General features: G+C 72.5%; 16 protein-coding genes and 1 pseudogene. 4 read left to right on the plus strand and 13 right to left on the minus strand.

Annotated elements, in window-relative coordinates; all coding sequences use genetic code 11:
• Positions 1 to 4: 4 nt before the first annotated feature.
• The gene (locus tag EDD93_RS02990) at positions 5 to 1621 is read right to left on the minus strand and encodes a TerD family protein (RefSeq protein WP_123523686.1); all 1617 of its coding nucleotides are present in this window, start codon (positions 1619 to 1621) and stop codon (positions 5 to 7) included.
• Positions 1622 to 1729: 108 nt separating this feature from the next.
• The gene (locus EDD93_RS02995; RefSeq protein ID WP_123523687.1) at positions 1730 to 2353 is read right to left on the minus strand and encodes a M48 family metallopeptidase; all 624 of its coding nucleotides are present in this window, start codon (positions 2351 to 2353) and stop codon (positions 1730 to 1732) included.
• A gap of 605 nt (positions 2354 to 2958) precedes the next feature.
• On the opposite strand from EDD93_RS02995, the pseudogene EDD93_RS40035 reads away from it, so the two are divergent.
• A pseudogene (locus EDD93_RS40035) lies at positions 2959 to 3630 on the plus strand (ThiF family adenylyltransferase); the annotation flags it as partial.
• Positions 3631 to 3747: 117 nt separating this feature from the next.
• Positions 3748 to 5190 (plus strand): AarF/ABC1/UbiB kinase family protein, encoded by a 1443-nt coding sequence (locus EDD93_RS40040; protein ID WP_260255879.1) that lies wholly within the window; start codon positions 3748 to 3750, stop codon positions 5188 to 5190.
• A gap of 7 nt (positions 5191 to 5197) precedes the next feature.
• Here the strand turns inward: EDD93_RS40040 and EDD93_RS03005 are convergent, their stop codons facing one another.
• From EDD93_RS03005 to EDD93_RS03025, 5 genes are all read right to left on the minus strand, one after another.
• On the minus strand, positions 5198 to 5410 hold the full coding sequence (locus EDD93_RS03005; protein ID WP_123523689.1) for a hypothetical protein: 213 nt from the start codon (positions 5408 to 5410) through the stop codon (positions 5198 to 5200).
• A gap of 207 nt (positions 5411 to 5617) precedes the next feature.
• Positions 5618 to 5941 (minus strand): hypothetical protein, encoded by a 324-nt coding sequence (locus tag EDD93_RS03010; protein ID WP_123527554.1) that lies wholly within the window; start codon positions 5939 to 5941, stop codon positions 5618 to 5620.
• 32 nt (positions 5942 to 5973) lie between these two features.
• A complete protein-coding gene (locus EDD93_RS03015; RefSeq protein ID WP_030915514.1) occupies positions 5974 to 6342 on the minus strand; it encodes a WhiB family transcriptional regulator in 369 nt (122 codons plus the stop codon).
• Between the two features lie 172 nt (positions 6343 to 6514).
• Positions 6515 to 6850, minus strand: a complete 336-nt coding sequence (locus EDD93_RS03020) for a hypothetical protein (protein ID WP_123523690.1) — start codon at positions 6848 to 6850, stop codon at positions 6515 to 6517.
• 166 nt (positions 6851 to 7016) lie between these two features.
• Entirely contained in the window at positions 7017 to 9206 is a 2190-nt protein-coding gene (locus EDD93_RS03025) for an ATP-dependent DNA helicase UvrD2 (protein ID WP_123523691.1), read from the minus strand.
• Positions 9207 to 9551: 345 nt separating this feature from the next.
• On the opposite strand from EDD93_RS03025, the gene EDD93_RS03030 reads away from it, so the two are divergent.
• Positions 9552 to 9794, plus strand: a complete 243-nt coding sequence (locus EDD93_RS03030; protein ID WP_123523692.1) for a mycoredoxin — start codon at positions 9552 to 9554, stop codon at positions 9792 to 9794.
• Positions 9795 to 9948: 154 nt separating this feature from the next.
• On the opposite strand, the gene EDD93_RS03035 is transcribed toward EDD93_RS03030, so the two are convergent.
• The 4 genes from EDD93_RS03035 to EDD93_RS03050 all read right to left on the minus strand — a co-directional run bounded on the left by EDD93_RS03035 (position 9949) and on the right by EDD93_RS03050 (position 16975).
• Positions 9949 to 10782 (minus strand): tetrahydrofolate dehydrogenase/cyclohydrolase catalytic domain-containing protein, encoded by an 834-nt coding sequence (locus tag EDD93_RS03035; protein WP_123527555.1) that lies wholly within the window; start codon positions 10780 to 10782, stop codon positions 9949 to 9951.
• A gap of 286 nt (positions 10783 to 11068) precedes the next feature.
• Positions 11069 to 12013, minus strand: a complete 945-nt coding sequence (gene nudC, locus EDD93_RS03040; protein ID WP_123523693.1) for an NAD(+) diphosphatase — start codon at positions 12011 to 12013, stop codon at positions 11069 to 11071.
• A 44-nt stretch (positions 12014 to 12057) separates the two neighbouring features.
• Complete coding sequence (locus EDD93_RS03045; protein ID WP_123523694.1) at positions 12058 to 13452, minus strand: dipeptidase; 1395 nt, start codon at positions 13450 to 13452, stop codon at positions 12058 to 12060.
• A 10-nt stretch (positions 13453 to 13462) separates the two neighbouring features.
• On the minus strand, positions 13463 to 16975 hold the full coding sequence (locus tag EDD93_RS03050) for an ATP-dependent DNA helicase (protein WP_123523695.1): 3513 nt from the start codon (positions 16973 to 16975) through the stop codon (positions 13463 to 13465).
• A gap of 241 nt (positions 16976 to 17216) precedes the next feature.
• On the opposite strand from EDD93_RS03050, the gene EDD93_RS03055 reads away from it, so the two are divergent.
• On the plus strand, positions 17217 to 18278 hold the full coding sequence (locus EDD93_RS03055) for an SAM-dependent methyltransferase (protein ID WP_260255603.1): 1062 nt from the start codon (positions 17217 to 17219) through the stop codon (positions 18276 to 18278).
• Between the two features lie 27 nt (positions 18279 to 18305).
• Here the strand turns inward: EDD93_RS03055 and EDD93_RS03060 are convergent, their stop codons facing one another.
• Both EDD93_RS03060 and EDD93_RS03065 read right to left on the minus strand, forming a co-directional pair.
• Positions 18306 to 21746 carry an ATP-dependent DNA helicase gene (locus tag EDD93_RS03060; protein ID WP_123523696.1) on the minus strand — a complete coding sequence of 1147 codons (3441 nt, stop codon included), beginning with the start codon at positions 21744 to 21746 and terminating at the stop codon, positions 18306 to 18308.
• A gap of 325 nt (positions 21747 to 22071) precedes the next feature.
• Positions 22072 to 22491: an MGMT family protein gene (locus EDD93_RS03065; RefSeq protein WP_123527557.1), complete on the minus strand. Its 420-nt coding sequence runs from the start codon at positions 22489 to 22491 to the stop codon at positions 22072 to 22074.
• Positions 22492 to 22682 lie beyond the last annotated feature (191 nt).

Below are 22682 nucleotides of genomic sequence, written 5' to 3' on the forward strand. Positions count from 1 at the left end.
TCCCTCAGACCTCGTAGGGCTGGACGACGATGAAGTTGCCGGGTGCGCCCCGGAACTGGAGGTTCACGGTCTCCCCGCTGTGCCCGGGGTAGGCGTTGCGGCGCAGCCGGACCTGGCTGGAGACGATCACCTGGGACGCCGAAGACCACGCCACGACGGCGTTGCAGTCGGCGAAGGTGGTCGGGGTGACCGGCAGGACGACCGGCACACCGTGGGTCTTGACGACGACGGTGCCGGTGCCCTGGAACTGCATGGTGAACAGGGCGCCGCCGGGGATGCCGTGGCCCTCGATCCTGCGGACCTCGTGCTGCAGCGACTCGTCGAAGGCGAGGACGTTCTCTGCGGAGACGCAGATGCCGTCGCCCTGGAGTTCGACGGAGTGCAGGTGGGAGCCGTCCTCGGCGAGGAAGACCTGCCCCCGGCCGGTGCAGCGCATCAGCTGCATTTCCTGACCGGTCGCGTTGCCGACGATCCGGCCGGCGAAACCGGCGCCCTTGTAGCCGAAGTCGACCTTGCCCTGGTACATCACCATGCTGCCCTGCCTGGCCAGCACTCCCCCACCGCCGTTGGTGAGGTCGACCCGCATGAGCTGCTGGTTCTGCGAGGTCCAGCGCTGGCCGGTGGCCGTCTCCTTGTACGGCTGGAGCGCGGCCAGGAGCCCCGCCCCGGCAGGCGGCACCCCTTGCGGCACGCCCTGGGGCATGCCTGGCGGCTGCTGTCCGTACGGAGCCGCAGCAGGCTGGCCGTACGGGGCGGGGGCCTGCTGCCCGTAGGGCGCGGGAGCCTGTCCCGGGACCTGCCCGAACTGCGACTGCTGGGGCGGCTGCCCCGGCTGTCCGTACGGAGCGGGCGGAGGCGGAGGCGGCGGGGGCACGCTGCCGCCCTGCGGTGCCAGCGGCGCGACGATGGTGGGCGCGGCGTGCATCTGCTGCTGCGGGGTGGGCGCGGGTGCGGCCGGTCCGCCGAAGGACGGTGCGGGCTGCGGGACCTGCGGTGCGGCCGGGGCGCCGAACGCCGGAGGGGCCGCCGCGGCCTGTGCGGGCGGGGCGAAGGACGGGGCTGCGGACTGCGGCTGCGGAGCCGCCGGCTCCTCCTCGGCGACCTCGCCGCCGAAGTTCTTCAGCAGCGCGTCGAGTCCGCCGTCGAAGCCCTGGCCGACAGCGGCGAACCGCCAGACGTCCTTCAGGTAGAAGTCACCCAGCATCACCGCACGCTCGGTGGTGAACTCCGAGCCGGTGAAGGCGTACCTGACGACTTCCTCGCCGCCCGCGACGATCCGGATGTAACCGGGGCCGACCTGCGCCATCTGTCCGGCACCGTCCAGCGTGGCGGTGAACGACAGTTTGTGGATGCTCGCCGGAATGCGGTCCAGAGTCACACGGAACGACTCGGTGTCACCGGCCTGGGCGCCCAGGAGCTGAATGGACTCCTCGGGCGATTTCGGCTGATTGAAGAAGATGAAATACCGGTCGTCGGAGAGCTGCTCATTGGCATCGAGGCCGAAACAGCTGATGTCAAAGGTCAGTCCCGGGCCGGCGATCTGCACACCTACGTACAGGTCCGTCCCCGGTGTGAGATCGCTGATCTTGGCCTTGTGGCCGCGTTGGAATTCCCTGGCCATGCGTAACGACCGTCCCCCATCCGGAAAGCTGAATGCGTCGCGTCAGGCTAACCGCAAAGTCCTGCCCCGGACCAAGCCGGTACAGACCCGGTACACAACCGCCGGACGTCACTCGCCCCGCGCGGCGGGCAGATGCGGCAGCCGGTCCGCGGCCACCACCCCTTCGAGATAGCCGCGCGCCCGCTCGGTACGGGGATAGGCGTCCAGGAGCCGCCAGAACCGCGGACCGTGTCCGGGCACCAGGAGATGGGCCAGTTCGTGGACCAGCACGTAGTCGACGACGTACTCCGGCATGCCCTGCAGCCGGTGCGACAGACGGATGCTGCCCTCGGCCGGGGTGCAGGACCCCCACCGGGTGTTCTGGTTGGTCACCCACCGGACGGAGACGGGTCTGGCCCGGCCGTCGAAGTACTGCGCGGACAGCCGCTCCGCCCGTTCGGCGAGTTCGCTGTCACCGAGGATCCGTCTGCTCTCCTGGGCGGCCAGTTTGTCGAGCATGACGCTCACCCAGCGCTGTTCCTCGGCCTCGGACATCCGGGCGGGGATCAGCACGATCGTGCGGTCGCCCTCCCGGTACGCGGAGACCGTTCTGCTGCGGCGGGAACTCCTGCGGACCTCGACCGCGCTCGTCGTCGAGCCGCGGGGCGGATGGTCTGCCGCGCTGCGCTGCTGGATTCCGGCGCTGCGCGCGGGGGTCTCCCCGGCGAAGCCGGGCGACGGGTCGGCGGGCACGGCACGACGTTACCCGTTGCCGGTGGGGGAAGTCCCGTCTCCCGAACGGTTCACACATGATCCGCCCCGCGGCGTGCACCGTTTGAACGACTAATACCCCCCGCCTGTGGATAACTTTCCACCCGCATCTGCGGCCCTGTGCATTCTGGCAATGGATCTCGCGCAGACGCACGGACCGCACACAGATCACGCACAGACACCGACCGGGGGAAACCATGCATCCGATGTTGAAGCCCGCGTTGCGCCGCGCATGGCGCGGCAGCGGCACCGTCCAATTCGGCGTGACGCCCGCCCATGCGGTGAAGGTCGGCCCGATGGACCTCGCGACCGGCAGTTTCCTGGAGCTCCTCGACGGAACACGCGGGATGCCGCTGCTGCACGAAGAGGCCAGGGCGCTGGATCTCACCGAACACCACGTGGACACCCTCGTCATGCGCCTGCTGGACGCGGGACTCATCGACGACGTGAGGGCCGGCGGCCCGGAAGCCGATGCGTTACGGAACCGGGCGGAGGCCATGGAGCGTCACCGGCCCGATCTGGCGTCCCTCTCCGTCGTGCATCCCGAGCCCGGCGGCGGGATGCGCCGGATGGCCGCCCGCCGCTCCATGCGCGTCCAGGTCCGGGGGGCCGGCCGGGTGGGTGCGGCCGTCGCCGCGGTGCTTTCCGGCTCCGGGGTGGGGCACGTCGAGGTCCTGGACGGCGGCACCGCCGAGCCGGGTGACGTCTCGCCCGGGGGTCTGCCACCGTCGGCGGCGGGAGAGCGCCGGGACACCTCGGCCCGGCAGTTGGTCCGGCGCTCGGCTCCCGGCCCGGCGCGGCGGACGGCCCAGCCGCCGGGCCTGCCGGCGAGCGGCGAGCCCGGACTGTCGCTGATCGTGGTGGCCCCTCGTGAGAGCCTCTCCGCCTACATCCCCGATCCGCGCACCGCCGAGCCGTGGATCGCCTCGGGCACACCCCACCTCTACGCCGGAGTCATCGAGGCCACCGGCTTCGTCGGACCGCTGGTACTGCCGGGCGGCACGGCGTGCGCGGGATGCCTCGATCTGCACCGGCGCGACCGGGACCCGCAGTGGCCCCGGATGCTGGCCCAGTGGCAGTCCGGGCGGCGCACCGCCGTACAGGCCTGCGACCTGGGCCTGGCTACCGCGGTGGCGGGTCTGGCCGCCGCCCACGCGCTGTCCTTCCTCGACGGGGAACTGCCCGCCTGCACCGGGTCCCGGTGGGAAGCCGCGCTGCCGCTGTTGGACTGGCGGTCGGAGCCGATCCGGGCACACCTCGACTGTTCCTGCAGAGCGGGTGGGCACACTGAGGGGTGCGCACCTCCGGGGCCGGCACGGCGCACGACACAATGGCCGGGTAGCCGCCGCACGGCAGTCTGGGATTTGGAGGGGTTTATGTCTGATCTTCCCCGGAAGGCGGTCACCCGAACCGCCAAGCTGGCAGCGCTGCCTTTGGGGTTCGCGGGCCGCGCCACGTGGGGGCTGGGCAAGCGCATCGGCGGGAAGTCCGCGGAGCTGGTCGCCCGCGAGGTACAGCAGCGCACCGCCGACCAGCTCTTCAAGGTCCTGGGCGAGCTGAAGGGCGGGGCGATGAAGCTCGGACAGGCGCTGTCCGTCTTCGAGTCCGCCCTCCCCGAAGAGGTCGCCGGTCCCTACCGCGCGGCCCTCACCAAGCTGCAGGAGGCCGCCCCTCCGATGCCGAGCAGCACGGTCCACGCGGTGCTGGCCGAGCGTCTCGGCCAGGACTGGCGGGACCTTTTCCTGACCTTCGAGGACAAACCGTCGGCCGCCGCCTCGATCGGGCAGGTGCACCGGGCGGTGTGGCACGACGGGCGCAACGTCGCGGTGAAGGTGCAGTACCCGGGAGCCGGGGAGGCGCTGCTCTCTGACCTGACCCAGCTCAGCCGGTTCGCCCGGCTGCTGGGCCCGCTGATTCCGGGCATGGACATCAAGCCGCTGATCACGGAGCTCCGTGACCGGGTGTCGGAGGAGCTGGACTACGAGCAGGAGGCGCAGTCGCAGCGCGAGCACGCCGAAGAGTTCGCGGACGATCCCGATGTCGTGGTGCCGGGCGTGGTCCACCAGTCCGATCAGGTGCTGGTCACGGAGTGGATCGACGGGGTGCCGCTGGCCGATGTGATCGCCGACGGAACCGCTGAGCAGCGCGACCGGGCCGGACAGCTGCTGGCCCGGTTCCTCTTCTCCGGCCCCGCGCGCACCGGGCTGCTGCACGCGGACCCGCACCCCGGCAACTTCCGGCTGCTGCCGCCGGACGCGGCCTGCACGGCTGACAACGACGGTGCGACGGCCCCCGGGGCTGATCATTGGCGGCTCGGTGTCCTCGACTTCGGAACGGTGGACCGGCTGCCGGGCGGGCTTCCGCAGACCATCGGGGACTCGTTGCGTCTCACGCTCCAGGGCGACGCGGACGCGGTGTACGCGCTGTTGCGCGAGGAGGGGTTCGTCAAGGACTCGATCGACCTCGCTCCGGACGCGGTGCTCGACTACCTCCAGCCGATCATTGAACCCGCCCTGGTGGAGGAGTTCGCGTTCAGCCGGGGCTGGATGCGCAGTCAGGCCGCCCGGATAGCGGATCCGCGTTCGCCCGCCCACCAGTTGGGCAAGCAGTTGAATCTGCCGCCTGCCTATCTGCTCATACACCGTGTGACGTTGAGCACGATCGGGGTGCTGTGCCAGCTCGGCGCGACGGTCCGGCTGCGCGACGAACTCGAGTCCTGGCTCCCGGGGTTCCTGCCGCAGGAAGAGGAGGGGTGGGCTGCGCAGGAGTGGGCCGAGGAGGAGCTGCCCGGGGAAGCGGCGTCCGAGCTCGCCACATAGCGGCCGCTCACCACCAGTCGGAGCCGAGCCGGCCCTCGATGGCTCGGATGTGGGTGCGGGCGCAGTTGTCGCAGAAGTAGCGCCGGCTGCCGTGCTCCACGGAACAGAGCCAGGTCGGCGGTGCGCTGTCGCTCCCCGATCCGGTACCGCACAGGGCGCATACGACGCCCGCGCCGCTCTGCGCGCCCGCTGCTTCGGGGCGCTGGGTCTCCTCGTCCACCTCCCGACGATATCTCCACCGGCCTGGTCCGGCACGGCACCACACAGCACGGCCTCGGGGCCGGTCCGCGTGGACCGGCCCCGAGGCAGGGGTGGTGATGTGGGTGCTGGGTACTGCGCGCTGCGGGTCGGAGAGCGGCTGCCCCGCAGCGGTAGTGCTGACCTTCTGTCATGCGGTGTTCTGTCCTGCGGTGTTCTGTCCTGCTCCTCAGTGCATGACCGCCATGGCCAGCGCACGCCGGGCACGCATCGAGGCGCGCTCGGCCCGGCGCTGCATCCGCCGCGCGTTGATCAGGCGCACGGCCTGACGATCCGCGTCGGCTTCCCGCAGGCGGTCGTGCATATGAGCACGAGCCAGGGCTTCTGGGATGAGTTGCATCTCACGGGTCCTGTTCTGACGCGAGTCGTTCGCGCCGATGATGGTGACGTCCGGTGTCGCGGAGCCGACGGGCTCCCTCGTGGGGATGGTCATTGGTTCCTGGTTTCGCGGGTCGTGGGTCTGGGGACGGTCGATGGTTCCGATGCGCTTCATGGGTTTGGGGGCCGCAGCTCCCAGGCCGGCGATCACGCCGCGACCGGGTTCTTGCGCGGACGGCCACGCGGCCGCTTGCGAGCAACGACGACGCCCTGGATGAAGAGCTCGCCACCCCAGACACCCCACGGCTCGCGGCGCTCCTTGGCGCCGGCGAGGCAGGCCTCGACGAGCGGGCAGGTGCGGCAGAGGGACTTGGCGTACTCGACGTCGGCCGGGGACTCGGCGAAGAAGACCTCGGGGTCGTAGGAGCGGCAGGGGACGGGTACGCCAAGGTTCTCGATGGCGTCGTCGAGCGCGGTGAGCGCAGTGAGCGGGATCAAGGTGGAGTCCTCCGTGAGGCCGGGCGGGGGGATCGTTTCGGAAGGCGGGACGGACGGGGCGTGCGCTTCGAGTTGCACGGTGGTGGTGTCCTCGTCTGGTCGTTTCCGGCCTGTTGGCCGGGGGCGGCTGGTACCAGGTGTTACTTGTCCCGAGGCTCCTTCGCGCTGTCCCGTCCGTTCGGACAAAACAAAAGGGCCGCGGATCCCGAGTGGGGTTCCGCGGCCCTGAAGGCGCCGGCCTGACTGTCGATCAGGCTGGATCTCTCCAGGGTTCAGGCCCACGGAAGGCCCACATCGTGTGGTGGTGCGTCGTCTGCTTCTTGGCTCCGGCTTCCGCTCCCGCACCGACGGCCGCAAAGGCATAGGCCTGGGCCTGTCCCTTCGCTACTGCTGCTGCCGGTGCCTGGGTCGGTCGCTCATTACGCTCCCGCTCGGGAAGGCTCACCAGGGACAGCGGGCTGACGGCGGAAATGCCGGACATACCGGTGCCACGCAGGGAAGACGTCGAAGAGTGGGCGAGGCCGAGCGAGCAGGCGGAGACGACCGAGAGATCGGTCATTTTGTTGGTCTCGATGATGTTGATCACTTCAATCGCCTCCTCTCGGCGTCTAGAGCGGACCGACCGAGCCGGTCCTACGTATTCGGATAAGTACAGCACAGGATCAGGGCTTCAGAGAAGTCGCTGTTCCCGTGGTTAAGAACCTATGGTGATTACTGGGGCAGGCGCAAACTATTTTTTCGACGAGTTTTTCTCACACCTGCTCGTCGGCCTCCGCAGGCTCCTCCGCCCCGTCCCCACCTGCGCAGATGTCCAGCACCGCGGCTCCGAACCGGCCCAGCTTCCGCGCGCCGACCCCGGGGATCCCGGCCAGCTCGCCCTCGCTGCCGGGCACGGCCTCCGCGATGGCCATCAGCGTCTTGTCGGTGAACACGCAGTAGGCGGGCTGGCTGATCTCCTGCGCCCGGACCGCACGCCAGTCGCGCAGCCTCTCGTACAGCGCCTCGTCCATGTCGGACGGGCAGTCGTCACAGCGCATCAGCTTCATCTCGCCCGCGTCGGTGAGGGTCTTGCCGCACACCCTGCACAGCGCGGGCCCGCGCCGCTTGCGCCGGGCCGCCACCGGCCGCTCGATGCCGCCGCTGCCGCCCGCGGTGCCCCTGGCGCCCAGCGCCGCCGAGCCGGGACGCAGTCCGTTCAGGAAGCGGCTCGGGCGGCGGCCGGCCCGGCCGCCGGGCGAGCGGGCCAGCGACCACGAGAGCGAGAGGTGGAAGCGTGCCCGGGTGACACCGACGTACAGCAGCCGGCGCTCCTCCTCGATCTGCTCGTCCGTCTTGGCGTAGGTGATCGGCATCATGCCCTCGGTCAGTCCGACCAGGAACACGGCATCCCACTCCAGGCCCTTCGCGGAGTGCAGCGAGGCCAGGGTGACGCCCTGGACCGTGGGGGCGTGCTGGGCGGCGGCCCGCTCGTCCAGTTCGGCGACCAGGTCGGAGAGGGTCGCGCCCGGCCTGGCCCGCTCGAAGTCCTCGGCGAGCCTGACCAGTGCGGCCAGGGACTCCCAGCGGTCGCGCACCGCCCCGGAGCCGGCCGGCGGCTCGCTCCGCCAGCCCTTGGTGGACAGCACAGCGCGGACCTCGGCGGGCAGCCCCTGCGCATCGTCGAGCAGGGAGTCGTTGCCGCCGGCGCGGGCCGCGCCGCGCAGGGCGACGCCCGCTTCCCGTACCTCCGCGCGTTCGAAGAACCGCTCGGCGCCCCTCAGCTGGTACGGCACCCCCGCGTCGGCCAGGGCCTGCTCGTAGACCTCGGACTGGGAGTTGACCCGGTAGAGCACCGCGATCTCGCCCGCCGGGACGCCTGCCGCGATCAGGTCGCGGATGCGGCGGGCGGTGCCCTCGGCCTCGGCGGGCTCGTCCGCGTACTCCGTGTAGGCGGGCTCGGGACCGCGCTCGCGCTGCGAGACCAGTTCGAGCCGGTGCTCGGCGGCCCTGCCCCGGGCCTGGCCGAGCAGCCCGTTGGCCAGGTGGACCACCTGGGGCGTCGAGCGGTAGTCCCGGACGAGCTTGACGACGGTGGCCCGGGGGTGGCGGGTGCGGAAGTTCAGCAGGTGGTCGGGGGTGGCTCCGGTGAAGGAGTAGATCGTCTGGCTGGCGTCACCGACGACGCAGAGGTTGTCCCGGTCGCCCAGCCAGAGGTCGAGCAGCCGCTGCTGGAGCGGGCTGACGTCCTGGTACTCGTCGACGACGAAGTGCTGGTACTGCCGGCGCACGTGGTCGGCGATGTCGTGCCGGTCCTGGAGGATGCCCACGGTCAGGAGCAGCACGTCCTCGAAGTCGATCACCGTCCGGTCCCGCTTCAGCTGCTCGTACGTCGCGTAGACCTGTGAGATCTCGGCGGGATCGCGCGGGGCGTCCCGCTGGGACTTGGCGACCACGGCCGGGTAGTCGGCCGGCACGGTCTGGGTGACCTTGGCCCACTCGATCTCGCTCGTGACATCGCGCAGCTCGTTGCGGTCGAGGCGGATGTTGCAGCGGGCCGCGGCCTCGGCCACCAGCTGGACCTTGCGCTCCAGCAGCCTGGGCAGATCGCCACCGACTGCTTTCGGCCAGAAGTACTGGAGCTGGCGCAGGGCCGCGGAGTGGAACGTGCGCGCCTGCACCCCGCCCGCTCCGAGCTGGCGCAGCCGTCCCCGCATCTCGCCGGCGGCACGGTTGGTGAACGTGACGGCGAGCACACTCGTCGGCTGGATGATCCCGGCGCGCACCCCGTAGGCGATGCGGTGCGTGATGGCCCGCGTCTTGCCCGTACCGGCCCCGGCCAGCACGCATACCGGGCCCTGCAGGGCCATGGCGACCTCGCGCTGCTCGGGGTCGAGCCCGTCGAGGACGGCGTCGGCGGAGTCGGGGACCTGAGGGAAGAGGGTGGAATGCGTTGCTGATGTCACCCCGCCATGCTGCCAGGTCGAAAGGGGCGGACGCGGAAGTTGTCCACAGGGGTGCCGCATCTGTCGTACTGGTCGTACTGGTCGCACTGATCGCGACCGGCGCCTGGAGCGCTGCCGGGATCGGCGCCGGGCGCGCTGCCGGGAATGGTGGACAGGTCACGTACGTTCCCCTGTCGTGCGGCAACGCACGTCCCGGATCTCGGGGCCTTTGCGCGTGCCACCCGATGCCTGACGCCCGCCGTGAACCACGCGGCGGGTGGTGTGCGGAGTGTGGAGTGTGACGGAGGAGACGGGACGGGATGTGGCGGGATTGCCGGGACCGATGAGACAGAGGAGCGCGTAGACATGCCGGGCACTGTGACGATGTACAGCACCACGTGGTGCGGATACTGCCGTCGGCTCAAGGGCCAGATGGACCGCGAGGGCATCGCGTACACCGAGATCAACATCGAGCACGACCCGGACTCCGCGGCCTTCGTCGAGAAGGCGAACGGCGGGAACCAGACGGTCCCGACCGTTCTCTTCCCGGACGGTTCGACGCTGACGAATCCCTCGCTGGCCCAGGTGAAGCAGAAGGTCGGCGCCTGACCCCGCCGAGCCCCACCCCGAGCGCGCCCGCCCGCCGCTTCCGGTCGACACGGACCGGAAGCGGCGGGCGGCTGTGTGCCTGCATCAGTTCAGGAAAGTCAGTTCAGTAAGGCCGGTTCAGGAAAGCCGGCTCAGGAAAGCCGGCTGAGGAAGATCAGCTCAGGCCTAGTTGGCGGGACGCCGCCGCAACCGTCTGTTCGAGGAGGACGGCGATGGTCATCGGGCCGACACCTCCGGGGACCGGGGTGATCAGGCTCGCGTGCTCGGCGGCTGTCTCGAAATCGACGTCACCGACGTTGCCCTCGTTGTAGCCCGCGTCGATCACCACCGCGCCCGGCTTGATGTCGGCACCGGTGATGAAGCGCGGCCGGCCGACCGCGACGACCAGGGCGTCCGCCTGCCGCACGATCGCGGAGAGGTCGGCGGTGTGCGAGTGGCAGTACGTCACTGTGGCGTTGCGCCCCAGCAGGAGCATCCCGGCGGGCTTGCCCAGGATGGCGCTGCGTCCCACGACCACCGCGTGCTTGCCCGCGAGGTCGACCTCGTACGCGTCGAGCAGCCGCATGATGCCGCCCGGGGTGCAGGAGACGAATCCGGGGAGGCCGAAACCCATCGCCGCGAAGGCGTGCATGGTGACGCCGTCGACGTCCTTCTCCGGGGCGATCGCCTCGAAGGCGGCCCGTTCGTCGATGTGCGGGCCCATCGGGTGCTGCAGCAGGATGCCGTGTACGCCCGGGTCCTTCGACAGGGTGGTCACCGCGGCGACCACGTCCTCGGTGGTGGAGTCGGCCGGAAGTGCCACGTGCCGGGACTCGATGCCCGCCCGCGCACACCGGTTGCGCTTCATCTTGACGTACGTCACCGAGGACGGGTCCTCACCGACGAGGACGGTGGCCAGGCAGGGCGGGGTTCCGGTGCGCAGCCGGATCTCCGCGGCCGCGGCCGTGGTCTCCTCGACGCTTCGGCGGGCGAGGCCCGTGCCGTCCATCAGCTGAGCCGTCTGGGTCGCGTTCACTGGTACTCCTGGGCGCTCGGGCGATCGCGTCGGCCACCGGGGCCGCGAGGGATCGCGGATCGTGGTCGGTCGCCCAGGCGCACGGCTTCGGCAGCCCCATGGACTGCCGGTGTTCTCTGCGGCCGCTCCCCGGTGGTGCTCCACCTCAGCGCCAGTCACGGCCCGCGTCCACTGTAGAGCCACGCGAACGGGCCCGGGGAGCGCGGGCCGCGCTCCCCGGCTCGCGTTCCCGCTCCGGTGCCGGCTGCTCGCTCCGGTGTCAGCCGGCGCTGCGCGGCCTCGGGAGGGGCTTGCCGTACCAGATCTCGATCAGCCGGGCGGCGATCGAGATGCCGAACGGGGGCAGGATCTCGCCGGACTCGAAGGCGGCGGTCAGCTCCTCGCGGGAGAACCAGCGCGCCTCCTCGATCTCCTCGCCGTCGACGTTGATGTCGAACGTCGTGGCCCGTGCCATGAAGCCGAGCATCAGGCTGGACGGGAAGGGCCAGGGCTGGCTGGCGACGTACTCCACCTCGCCCACCGTGATGCCGGCTTCCTCGAACACCTCGCGCGCCACGGACTGCTCGATCGATTCGCCCGGCTCGACGAATCCGGCCAGGGTCGAGAAGCGGCCCTCGGGCCAGTGGACCTGGCGGCCCAGCAGGGCGCGGTCCTGGTCGTCGGTGACGAGCATGATGACCGCGGGGTCGGTGCGGGGGTAGTGCTCCGCACCGCAGGCCTGGCAGCGGCGGATGTGTCCGGCCGCCGCGATGACCGTGCGTTCGCCGCAGCGGGAGCAGAAGCGGTGCAGCCGCTGCCAGTTCTCCAGCGCCACCGCGTGCACCATCAGACCGGCGTCGCGGGCGCCGAGGAGCAGGCCCGCCTCGCGGAGCCCGGCGGGACGGGCCGACTGGTCCATGCGGCCGGGCAGCGAGTCCTTCTGGAGGGCGAAGTAGCTGACGCCGTCCTCGTCGGTGCCGAGGAAGTAGCGGTGGGTCTCGGTGACGGGCGCCTCGAAAGCGGGGGTCATCACGAGTTCGGTGCCGTCGGCGGTGTCGTCGATCAGCACCTGCCCGCCGGAGACGACGAAGACCCGGGTCGTCGGGTGACTCCATGCGGCGGCCAGCCAGGCCTCGTCGAGGCGGTGGTGCGCGGCGCGGTCGATGCCGCTGGGCGCGGTCAGGCCGATGGGCCGGTCGGTGGTGGCGTTGTCGAAGGTGCTCACAGGTGCTTCCTACTCCCCCGGGATGGATCGGGTGTTCAGAGGATTCAGCGGAGTGCGGCCGCCAGTTCGCTCCAGAGGTGGGCGGTGGTCTCCACGCCCTTGAGCAGCAGGTCGAGTTCGACCTTCTCGTTGGGGGCGTGCCAGCCGTCGGACGGTACGGAGATGCCGAGGAAGAGGACGGGGGCGCCGAGCACGTCCTGCAGGTCGGCGGCGGGTCCCGAGCCTCCTTCGCGGGTGAAGAGGATCTTCTTGCCGAAGGCCCGTCCCATGGCGCGGGCGACGGCCTGGAGGGCGGGGTGGTCCAGCGGGGTGAGGCAGGGGCGGGTGGCGGGGAGGAAGGTGATCCGGTGGCCGATCCCGGCCGGGATGCGGGCCTCGGCCCAGGCCCGTACGGCGTCCTGGACGCGGTCCGGGTCCTGCCCCGCGACCAGGCGGAAGCTGATCTTGGCCAGGGCGGAGGACGGGATGATCGTCTTGCTTCCGGCGCCCTGGTAGCCGCCGCCGATGCCGTTGACCTCGGCGGTGGGGCGGGCCCAGATGCGCTCCAGGGTGGAGTAGCCGGCTTCTCCGGAGGCGGCCTGCGACCTGGCGGTGCGCAGCCAGGTGGCCTCGTCGAAGGGCAGTGCGGCGAAGAGCTCGCGTTCGGTCGTGGTCAGTTCGGCCACGCCGTCGTAGAAGCCGGGGACCGCGACCCGGCCGTCCTGGTCGTGGAGCGCCGCGACGAGCCGGGCGATCTCGGTCGCCGGGTTGGGGACCGCGCCGCCGAACGAGCCGGAGTGGATGTCCTGCCCGGGGCCGCGCAGCTCGATCTCGCACTCGGCCAGGCCGCGCATGCCCGTGCAGACGGTCGGGGTGGTCTCGTCCCACATGCCGGTGTCGGAGACGATCACGGCGTCCGCGGTGAGCCGGTCCGACCGCTGCTCGACCAGGGCGCGGAAGTGCGGGGAGCCCGACTCCTCCTCGCCCTCGACGAGGAGCTTGAGGTGCACGGCGGGGCTGGTGCGGCCGGTGGTGGCGAGGTGGGCCCGGACGCCGAGGGTATGGAAGAACACCTGTCCCTTGTCGTCGGCCGCGCCGCGCCCGTACATCCTGCCGTCCCGGATGACCGGCTCGAACGGCTCGGTGTCCCAGCCGTCCTCGCGGGCGGCGGGCTGCACGTCGTGGTGTCCGTACACCAGGACGGTCGGGGCGTCCGGATCCTCGGACGGCCACTCGGCGAAGACGGCGGGCGCACCGTCCGTCTCCCAGACCTCGGTGACCGGGAAGCCGGTCTCCTTCAGCTTGGCGGACAGCCACTCGGCGCTGCGCGTCACGTCCCCGTCGTGCTCCGGCTGCGCGGATACGGACGGGATGCGCAGCCACTCCGCGAGGTCGTCGAGGAAGGCGGCGCGGTGCTGCTCGGTGTACGTACGGACGGCGCTGTCCGGGGTGTCGCTCATGACCTTCAGCTTATCCGGCCGCAGGAGGTGGCTCGTCCAGGAGGATGCGCTCCAGCTCCGGACGGCCCGGGAGGCGGGCCGGCCGGACGCTTTCGCCGGTGCGGACGAAGAGGAACGTGGCCGTCACGTCGGTGAGCGGCAGTCCGTGCAGTTCGGCCCAGGCGAGGCGGTAGACGGCGAGCTGGAGGGGGTCCGCGGTGTTGGTGCGGCTGGTCTTCCAGTCGACGATCTCGTACGTGTCCCCGGTCCGGTACACCGCGTCGATCCGGCCCCGGACGATCCGGCCGGCCAGCGTGATCTGGAACGGCGTCTCGACGCGGTACGGGGTGCGGCGGGCGTACGGGGTGCGCTCGAAGGCCTCCTTGAGCAGCGCGAAGTCCTGCTCGTCGGCGATCTCGGCCTCGTTCTCCTCGCCGCCGGGCAGCTCGTCGGGGCCGAGCATGGGCAGCGGCAGCTCCTCGAAGCGGGACTCGACCCAGGCGTGGAAGCGGGTGCCCCGGCGGGCGGCGGGCTGCGGGGGACGGGGCATGGGCCGGGCCAGCTCCTGGGCGAAGCCGTCCGGGTCGTCGGCCAGGCGCATCAGCTGGGTGGCGGAGAGCGAGGCGGGGACGAGGACGTCGCGCACGGTGGCGCGGGCCCGGCGCAGCTCCCCGGCGAGGGCGTCGAGGTCGCGGTCCCAGGAGGCGAGGGTGCGGGCCTCCTCGGGGGTGAGGCGCGGGGGGCCCTGCTCGGGCAGCCGGGCCGCGGGGATGTGCGGGGCCGGGGCGTCGTGCGGGGCGGGGGAGCCGTGCGGGCCCGGGGGGTCGTGCGGGGCCGGGGTGTCGTGCGGGCCCGCGCCACCGTGCGGGGTGTCCTCGGGGGCCGGTACCTCGTCCAGGAAGGGGTCGTCCTCGGGGAACAGCTCCGCGTCGTCGAAGGGCGGCTCGTCGGGCGGTGGCCCGTCCGGCAGGAGCGCCGCCGCTCCATGGCCCACCGCCCCGTACCCCTCGGGCACCGGCCCCGCCCCGGCCAGTGCCGTCAGGTGGGCCAGCACCGTTTCGGCGGCAGCCCTGCGGCGGGCCAGCGCGGTGTCGTCCAGCGGCAGCGGCCAGGCGTGGTCGGCTGCGGACTCGGCCAGGGCCGGGTTCTCCTCGTCCTCGGCCGGCTCGTCCGCCCACACCTCGATCTCGCCGTGACCGGCCGCGCAGTGCTCGTACAGCGCGTGCAGGAAGCCGGACGGGCCTCGGGTCTTCTTCTGGCTGGGCCCCCACCAGTGGCCGGAGCCGAGCAGCAGGGTGCGGGGCCGGGTGAAGGTGACGTATCCGAGGCGCAGCTCCTCGGTGTGCTGGTGCTCCTTCATCTCCTCCTTGAAGCCCTTGAGTCCCTTGGCGTCGAAGGAGTGGACGACGGGCAGGGTGGCCGTGTCGCCGCGCAGGGCGTGCGGGAGGACCTTGGACTGGGAGGTCCAGGCGTCGCGGGACTGGCCGCTGGGGAACTGGCCGGTGACCAGTCCCGGCACGGCCACGACGTCCCATTCCAGACCCTTGGACTTGTGGGCGGTGAGGACCTTGACGGTGTTCTCGCCGCCGGGCAGCGCGTTGTCCAGGCCCTTCTCGTACTGGGCGGCGGTGCGCAGGAAGCCGAGGAAGGCGAGGAGTGTGGCCTCTGCGTCGACGGCGGCGAAGCGGGCCGCGACGTCGAGGAAGTTGGCGAGGGTCTCGCGGCGGCGGGCCGCCAGGGCCTGCGGGGAGGCGGAGAGCTCGACCTCCAGTCCGGTGGTGCTCAGGACCCGGTGCAGTACGTCCATCAGGGGGTCGGAGAGCGAGCGGCGCAGTTCGCGCAGTTCGGTGGCGAGCCGGGCGAAGCGGATGCGGGCCTCGGTGGAGAACGGCAGCCGGTCGTCCTCGTCGCCGCCGGAGTCGAGGAAGGTGTCCAGGGCGTCGGCCAGGGAGATCACCTCGGCCGGGTCGATGCCCTCGACGGCCTCGGCGAGGCGGCGGTCGGGGTCGAAGTCCTCGTCGTCGCCGTGGGAGGCGCGGTGGACGAGGAGGCGGGCGCGGCGGCCGAGCAGCGCCAGGTCGCGGGGGCCGATCCGCCAGCGGGGGCCGGTGAGCAGCCGGACCAGGGACGCGTTGGCCCCCGGGTCCTGGAGGACCTCGCAGACCGCGACGAGGTCGGCGACCTCGGGGAGGTGGAGCAGCCCCGAGAGGCCGACGACCTCGACCGGGATGTCCCGGGCCACCAGGGCGGCCTGGATCTGCGGGAAGTCCCCGGCGGTTCGGCACAGGACGGCGATCTCGCCGGGTGCCTTGCCGGTCCGCACCAGGTGGGCGATCGAGTCCGCGAGCCAGTCGATCTCCTCGGTGTGGGTACGCAGCAGGGCGCAGCGGACGAGCCCGTCGCGCTCGGCGCCGGGTGCGGGGCGCAGCGCCTCGACGCCCTCGTGCATGGCGCGCAGCGGCTCGGCCAGGCCGTTGGCGAGGTGGAGGAGGCGGCCGCCGCTGCGGCGGTTCTCGCTGAGGGAGTAGCGGGTCGCGGGGGCGCCGTCGGCCTGCGGGAAGTGGCGGGGGAAGTCGTCGAGGTTGGCGACGGAGGCGCCGCGCCAGCCGTAGATGGCCTGGCAGGGGTCGCCGACCGCGGTGACCGCGTGCCCGGACGGGACGCCGTCGGGCCCGCTGCCGAAGAGGGCGGAGAGCAGGAGGCGCTGGGCGACGGAGGTGTCCTGGTACTCGTCGAGCAGGACGACCCGGTACTCCTCGCGCAGGATCGCGCCGACCTCGGGGCGGGTGAGGGCGAGCTGCGCGGAGAGCGCGATCTGGTCACCGAAGTCGAGGAGGTCGCGGCTCCGTTTGGCCTCCCGGTAGCGCCGGGTCAGTGAGAGCAGTTCACGGCGGGCCTCGGCGGTCTCGGGGATCTTGCGCAGTTCGGCGTTGCTGAGCTTGGCGGTCTCCAGGGTGCGCAGCAGTCCGGTGTCGTACTCCGCGAGCTGTTCGGGGCGTACGAGGTGTTCGGCCAGCTCGGCGTCCAGCGCCAGCAGATCGCTGACCAGAGTGGGGAACGACCTGGTCAGGGCCGGGTAGGGGCCGGGGGCCTCGCGCAGTACGCGGGCGGCGAGCTGGAAGCGGGTGGCGTCCGCGAGGAGGCGGGTGGTGGGTTCGAGCCCTATCCGCAGCCCGTGCTCGGTGAGGAGCCGGCCGGCGAAGGCGTGGTAGGTGGAGATGCTGGGCTCGCCCGGCGGGTTGTCCGGGTCGATGGCCTCCGGGTCGGTGACACCGGCCGCGACCAGGGCCTTGCGGACGCGCTCCGCCAGCTCGCCGGCCGCCTTGTTGGTGAAGGTGAGGCCGAGGACCTGTTCGGGGGCGACCTGGCCCGTCCCGACGAGCCACACCACACGGGCCGCCATCACCGTGGTCTTCCCCGACCCGGCCCCGGCGACGATCACCTGCGGGGCGGGCGGCGCGGTGATGCACGCCGTCTGCTCCGGGGTGAAGGGGATCCCGAGGAGCTCCTTGAGCTGCTCGGGATCGGTGAGGTGTGAGGACACTCCACAGAGGCTAACCGGCCGCGCCGACAACCCACGAAGCCGTGAGCGGGCGCACACCTGCTGCGGTGAGCGGGCGCAGACCGCCGGCCGTGGACGGAGGGGGCGCACGCCGGCAGGGGTCCGGACGGTCGCGGCGCGGCGCCCCGGCGGGGCAGCTGTTCTGCATGGTGCCGGGGTGCAGGGCGTGGCGGACCGTCTAGATTGACGCCTGTCGTATCAACAGCCATACGAGGACGGCCAGATGAGCTCCGACACCCCAGCGTCCACATCCGCGTCCGCGTCCACATCCGCGTCAGCCTCGACGTCCGCGTCGGCCTCCACGTCCACATCCGGGCCCACGTCCCCGTCCCCGTCCCCGTCCCCGTCCCCGTCCCCGTCCCCGTCCGCGTCCGTCTCCGGCCGCGACGCCGCAGCCCTGGCCGGCACCGCCGGGCTCAGGCAGCGCATCGACACGACGAAGGCGCACCCGGCCCGGGTCTACGACGTCTTCCTCGGCGGCAAGGACAACTACCCGGCCGACCGCGAGGCGGCCGCCATGGCACTGAAGGCCAACCCGCGCGGGTACCTCACCGTGCGGCACAACCGGGACTTCATGCGGCGCGCGGTGACGCTCGCGGCCCAGAACGGCGCCCGGCAGTTCCTGGACGTCGGCACGGGGCTGCCGACGCAGCAGAACGTCCACCAGATCGTGCAGGCCGTCGCACCCGACTCACGGGTCGTGTACGTGGACAACGACCCGGTCGTGCTCGTACACGCTCAGGCGCTGCTGACCAGCGGGCCGCAGGGGCGTACCGACTACATCGAGGCGGACCTGCGCGACCCCGCCAGGATCCTCGAAGCCGCTCGGCGCACGCTCGACTTCGACCGGCCGGTCACCCTGGTGCTCGCGGCCGTCCTCCACTTCATCGAGGACGAAGAGGCCTACCCCATCGTCAGGCAGCTCGTCGACGCGATCCCCTCGGGCAGCCACCTCGTGCTGAGCAACGTCAGCTCGGACCTCAACCCCGAGCAGGTCGGCCAGGTGACGAAGGCCTTCAAGGAGCGCGGCTTCGCCATGGTCCGCCGCTCGCACGCCCAGGTGGAGCGTTTCGTGACCGACAACGGTCTGGAGCTGCTCGACCCCGGCGTCGTCCCCGTCCACCGCTGGCGCCCCGAGCAGGTCACCGATCTGCCCGAGGCCGCCGACCCCGACCAGGAGTTCGTGGCGAGCCTGGACGCGCTGGACCGGACGCGCTACCAGGACATCAACGACGTCACCGACGCGGACGTCAGTGTGTACGGGGTGATGGCCCGCAAACCGTGACGTCCTGGAGTGAGCGGGCGCACCCGCTCACTCCAGGACCTGCCGCCCCTCCGGCTGGGCACTGCACGAGGCCCGGAACGTGCAGTGGGTGCAGTGCTGGCCGGTCGTCGGAGTGAACCGTTCGTCCAGCACCCGCCCGGCGGCGGTCGCCAGCAGATCGGAGACCCATTCGGTGTCCGGCGGCTGCTGGGCCTGCACCTTGGGGACGGCGTCACCGCCCTCCTTCTTGGGGGCGGGCTGGCGCAGCTGTACGAGTTCGGCGCCGCCGGACTCCGGGCGGCGGCCGTCGAAGACCTCGTCGACCGCCCCTTCCCGCACGGCCAGCTGGTACACGGCGAGCTGGGGGTGGCGGGCGACCTCGTCCTTGGTCGGGGCCTGTTTGCCGGTCTTGAAGTCGACGACGTAGGCCCGGCCCTCGGCGTCCCGTTCCACCCGGTCCATGGAGCCCCGGATGCGCACCTCGTACTCCCCCGCCTCCAGCGTCACGTCGAAGTCGTGCTCGCTGGCGGCCGGGGTGCGGCCGGTGCGGTCCATGACGTGCCAGCGCAGGAAGCGCTCCAGGGCGACGCGTGCCTGTTCCTTCTCCTGCTGGGACTTCCAGGGGGCGTCGAAGACCAGCCCGTCCCAGACCGAGTCGAGCCGCTCCATGAGAACGGCGAGATCGGCAGGCGTGCGGCCGGAGGCCACCTCGTCGGCGAGTACGTGGACCACGTTGCCGAAGCCCTGGGCGGCGGTCGCCGGGGCGTCGGCCTTCACCTCGCGGCCCAGGAACCACTGGAGCGCGCAGGTGTTGGCCAGCTGGTCGAGCGCGCTGCCGGACAGGGCGACGGGCTGGTCCCGGTCGCGCAGCGGGACGGCCGAGCGGGTCGGCTCGTACAGGCCCCACCAGCGGTAGGGGTGGGCCGACGGCACGAGCGGCTGGCCCTCGTCGTCGGTGAGCGCCGCGAGCCGGGCGAGCCGGTGGGCGGCCTCCTCGCGCAGGGCGTCGGACGCGCCGGGGTCGACGGTGGTGGCGCGCAGCTCGGCCACGAGGGCGGCGACCGCGAGGGGGCGGCGCGGGCGGCCGGTGACGTCGCGGGGTTCGACGCCGAGTTCGCTCAGGAAGCGGGAGGGCTGGTCGCCGTCGTCGGCGGGCGCTTTGACGGCGGTGACGACGAGCCGTTCGCGGGCGCGGGTGGCCGCGACGTAGAAGAGCCGGCGCTCCTCGGACAGGAGCGCGCCGGGGGTGAGGGGTTCGGCGAGACCGTCGCGGCCGATCCGGTCCGCTTCGAGCAGCGAGCCCCGGCGGCGCAGGTCCGGCCAGAGGCCCTCCTGCACCCCGGCGACGACGACCAGCCGCCACTCCAGGCCCTTGGACCGGTGCGCGGTCATCAGCCGTACGGCATCGGGCCGGGCGGAGCGCCTGGAGAGCGTGTTGGCCGCGATGTCCTGGGCGTCGACCTCCTCCAGGAAGTTGAGCGCGCCGCGCCCGCCGGTGCGCTCCTCGGCGCGGGCCGCCGTGTCGAACAGGGCGCAGACCGCGTCGAGGTCGCGGTCCGCGTTGCGCCCGCCCGCGCCACCGCGCAGCGCGGCGCGCTCCAGCCTGCCCGGCCAGGGGGTGCCGGACCACAGCTCCCACAGGGCCTCCTCGGCGGTGCCGCCGCCCTCCAGGAGTTCGCGCGCCTTGCGCAGCAGGGCGCCCAGGCGCTGGGCGCCGCGGGCGTACGCCGGATCGTGCGTGACGAGCCGCTCCGGTTCGGCCAGGGCGCGGGCCAGCAGGTCGCCGGAGGGCGCGGGCACCCGGTTCCCGGCGGCGCGCTCCTCGTCACGCAGGGCCCGGCCCAGCCGGCGCAGGTCGGCGGCGTCCATGGAGCCGAGGGGGGAGGCGAGGAGCGTCAGCGCGGTCTCGGTGTCGAGCCATGTCCGCGCGTCGGTGGCCGGTGTGCCGGAGACCGACGGCCCGGCGCCTTCCGCCCCGGCGCCCTCCGGCTCGCCGACGCCGTCCGCCCCCGCGCGCTCCGGCTCACCGGCGGGGGCCTCGCCTGACCCGGCGGCCGCGCCCCGGTTCAGGGCGGCCGTCGCCACCGTGCGCAGGGCGGTCAGGAGCGGGGCCACCGCAGGTTCGTGGCGCAGCGGCAGGTCGTCGCCGTCGACCTCCAGCGGAACGCCCGCCGAGGTCAGGGCCCGGCGCATCGCGGGGATCGTGCGGCCGCCGGAGCGGACGAGCACCGCCATCTCGTGCCACGGCACCCCGTCCTCCAGATGTGCCCGGCGCAGCAGGTCCGCGATGTTGTCGAGCTCGGTGGAGGCGGTCGGGTAGGTGTACGTCTCGACGGTGCCGCCCTCGCGGACCGCGCCGAGCTCCCGGTGGGCGCGGACCTTCGCGGCGGGCAGCCGGGTCAGCGGCATCCGGCGGGTGAGCAGCCGGGTGGCCTGGAGCAGCTGCTCCCCGGAGCGGCGCGAGGTGGTGAGGACGCCGACCGGGGCCGGAGCGCCGTCCGCCCGCCGGAACACCTCGGGGAAGTCGAGGATGCCGTTCACATCGGCGCCCCGGAAGGCGTAGATCGACTGGTCCGGGTCTCCGAACGCGATCAGGTTCCGGCCACCGCCGCCGCCCGGGGTGCTCCCCCGGTTCCCGGCCAGCGCGTGCAGCAGCCGCACCTGCGCCGGGTCGGTGTCCTGGTACTCGTCGACGAACACCAGGTCGTACTCCCCGGCCAGCAGCGCCGACACCTCGGGCCGCTCCGCGAGCAGCACCGCGCGGTGGACCAGCTCCGCGTAGTCCAGCACCCCCTGGGCGTCCAGCACGTCGAGGTACTCCGCGAGGAACTCGGCGGCGGCGCTCCAGTCGGGGCGGCCGGTGCGCCGGGCGAAGTCCGCGAGGGCGTCCGGGCCGAGGCCCAGCTCACGGCTGCGCGCGAGCACCGCGCGTACCTCGTCCGCGAAGCCGCGCGTGGTCAGGCAGGCCCGCAGCTCGTCGGGCCAGCGGATGTGGGCGTGGCCCTGCTTCTGCAGGTCGAGCTGGCCGGCCAGCAGCTCACGGACCGTGACGTCCTGCTCCGGCCCGGAGAGCAGTCGCAGCGGGTCGGCGAAGAGATCGGCGTCCTGGTGGGCACGGACCAGGGCGTAACAGAAGGAGTGGAAGGTGGTGGCCTGCGGGCTCCGGACGGCGCCGAGCCGGGCGGCCATCCGGTCGCGGAGCTCGACGGCGGCCTTGCGGCTGAAGGTGAGGACCAGGATGCGGGCCGGGTCGGTGCCCCGCGCGACACGCGCCGCGACGCTCTCGACGAGCGTGGTGGTCTTGCCCGTGCCCGGTCCGGCGAGGACCAGCAGCGGCCCGCCGGGGTGGTCAACCACCGCACGCTGCGCCGCGTCCAGGAGAGGGGATTCCACGGAGCCCGGCGGGGTACGCACCAGCCGGTACGCGCCCGTGGTCCCCCGCCGTGCCTGACGGTGCGGACTGTGCCGGGTGGTGGAGGAGGAGCTCACGTGGGTCGCCGGTCCTGGTGGGTGTGCTGATGACGATGACGCGGCAGTTGCCGCGAACTGACGACGCTACTCCGGGGACGGGCCCGATCGCGTCGGTACGGATGCGGGGATCGTCACGTCGGCCCCGGCGGGCGGGAGCGGCCGGGGCGGACGCGATGGATGCCATGGACACGATGGGGGCGACGGACGCGAGGCAGGCGGCGCACTCCGCCCGGACGGCGTGCGCCCGGCGGACGGCGGGCCCGCAGCACGGTGTGCGCGTCACGCTTCCCGTACGCCGTACGGGCCCGGCTCCGCACGATGGGCCGCCGGATGGCCGAAGCTGTCAGTTGTGAGCACCCCCGCCGCCGTCCGCCCCCGGACCGCCCGCCCTGCCGTCCGCCCCGGCGTCCGCCGCCGCGCCGGGCACGCCGTCCCACCGCGCGCGTCTCATGTCCAGACGCGGGACGTGACCTTCCGCACCGGCGGGAGCCTCGCGCAGCGGGGTGCCCTCCTCGCGGTAGTGGTCCAGGGCGTGCAGCTCGTGGCCGGGCAGCAGCGTCCCGTCGGAGCGCACCACGCGCCACCACGGCACCGCCGCCCCGTACAGCGCCATGGCCCGGCCCACCTGACGCGGGCCGCCGTCCCCCAGCCACTCCGCGATGTCGCCGTACGTCATGACGCGGCCGGGCGGGATCAGCTCGGCGACATCGAGCACGCGCTCCGCGTACTGCGGCAACGCCTCACTCGTCGGGTTCTCGCTCATCCGGCCCATCCTGCCGTAAGCCACCGACAGCGCCGCCGATCCCGTGTCCGGCCGGACACACAGCGTGCGCAGGGCGGGAAAGGGGCGTATCTTGCGCTTCGCGCGCCCCTGCATCGCACCCTGATGCCTTCCTGCGTCCACAGGCCGTGCCACCATCATCCGGGCGGTGACCGGTGATACGAGAACACGAA

This window comes from Streptomyces sp. 840.1 (assembly GCF_003751445.1).
Taxonomy (GTDB): Bacteria; Actinomycetota; Actinomycetes; order Streptomycetales; family Streptomycetaceae; genus Streptomyces.

What these genes read in the sequence shown, in the direction of transcription:
- EDD93_RS03055 (WP_260255603.1), top strand. Translation starts at nt 17,217, where the DNA reads ATGAGCTCCGACACCCCAGCGTCCACATCCGCGTCCGCGTCCACATCC.
- EDD93_RS02990 (WP_123523686.1), bottom strand. Translation starts at nt 1,621, where the DNA reads ATGGCCAGGGAATTCCAACGCGGCCACAAGGCCAAGATCAGCGATCTC.
- EDD93_RS03065 (WP_123527557.1), bottom strand. Translation starts at nt 22,491, where the DNA reads ATGAGCGAGAACCCGACGAGTGAGGCGTTGCCGCAGTACGCGGAGCGC.
- EDD93_RS03045 (WP_123523694.1), bottom strand. Translation starts at nt 13,452, where the DNA reads ATGAGCGACACCCCGGACAGCGCCGTCCGTACGTACACCGAGCAGCAC.
- EDD93_RS03030 (WP_123523692.1), top strand. Translation starts at nt 9,552, where the DNA reads ATGCCGGGCACTGTGACGATGTACAGCACCACGTGGTGCGGATACTGC.
- EDD93_RS40040 (WP_260255879.1), top strand. Translation starts at nt 3,748, where the DNA reads ATGTCTGATCTTCCCCGGAAGGCGGTCACCCGAACCGCCAAGCTGGCA.
- EDD93_RS03010 (WP_123527554.1), bottom strand. Translation starts at nt 5,941, where the DNA reads ATGAAGCGCATCGGAACCATCGACCGTCCCCAGACCCACGACCCGCGA.
- EDD93_RS03035 (WP_123527555.1), bottom strand. Translation starts at nt 10,782, where the DNA reads ATGGACGGCACGGGCCTCGCCCGCCGAAGCGTCGAGGAGACCACGGCC.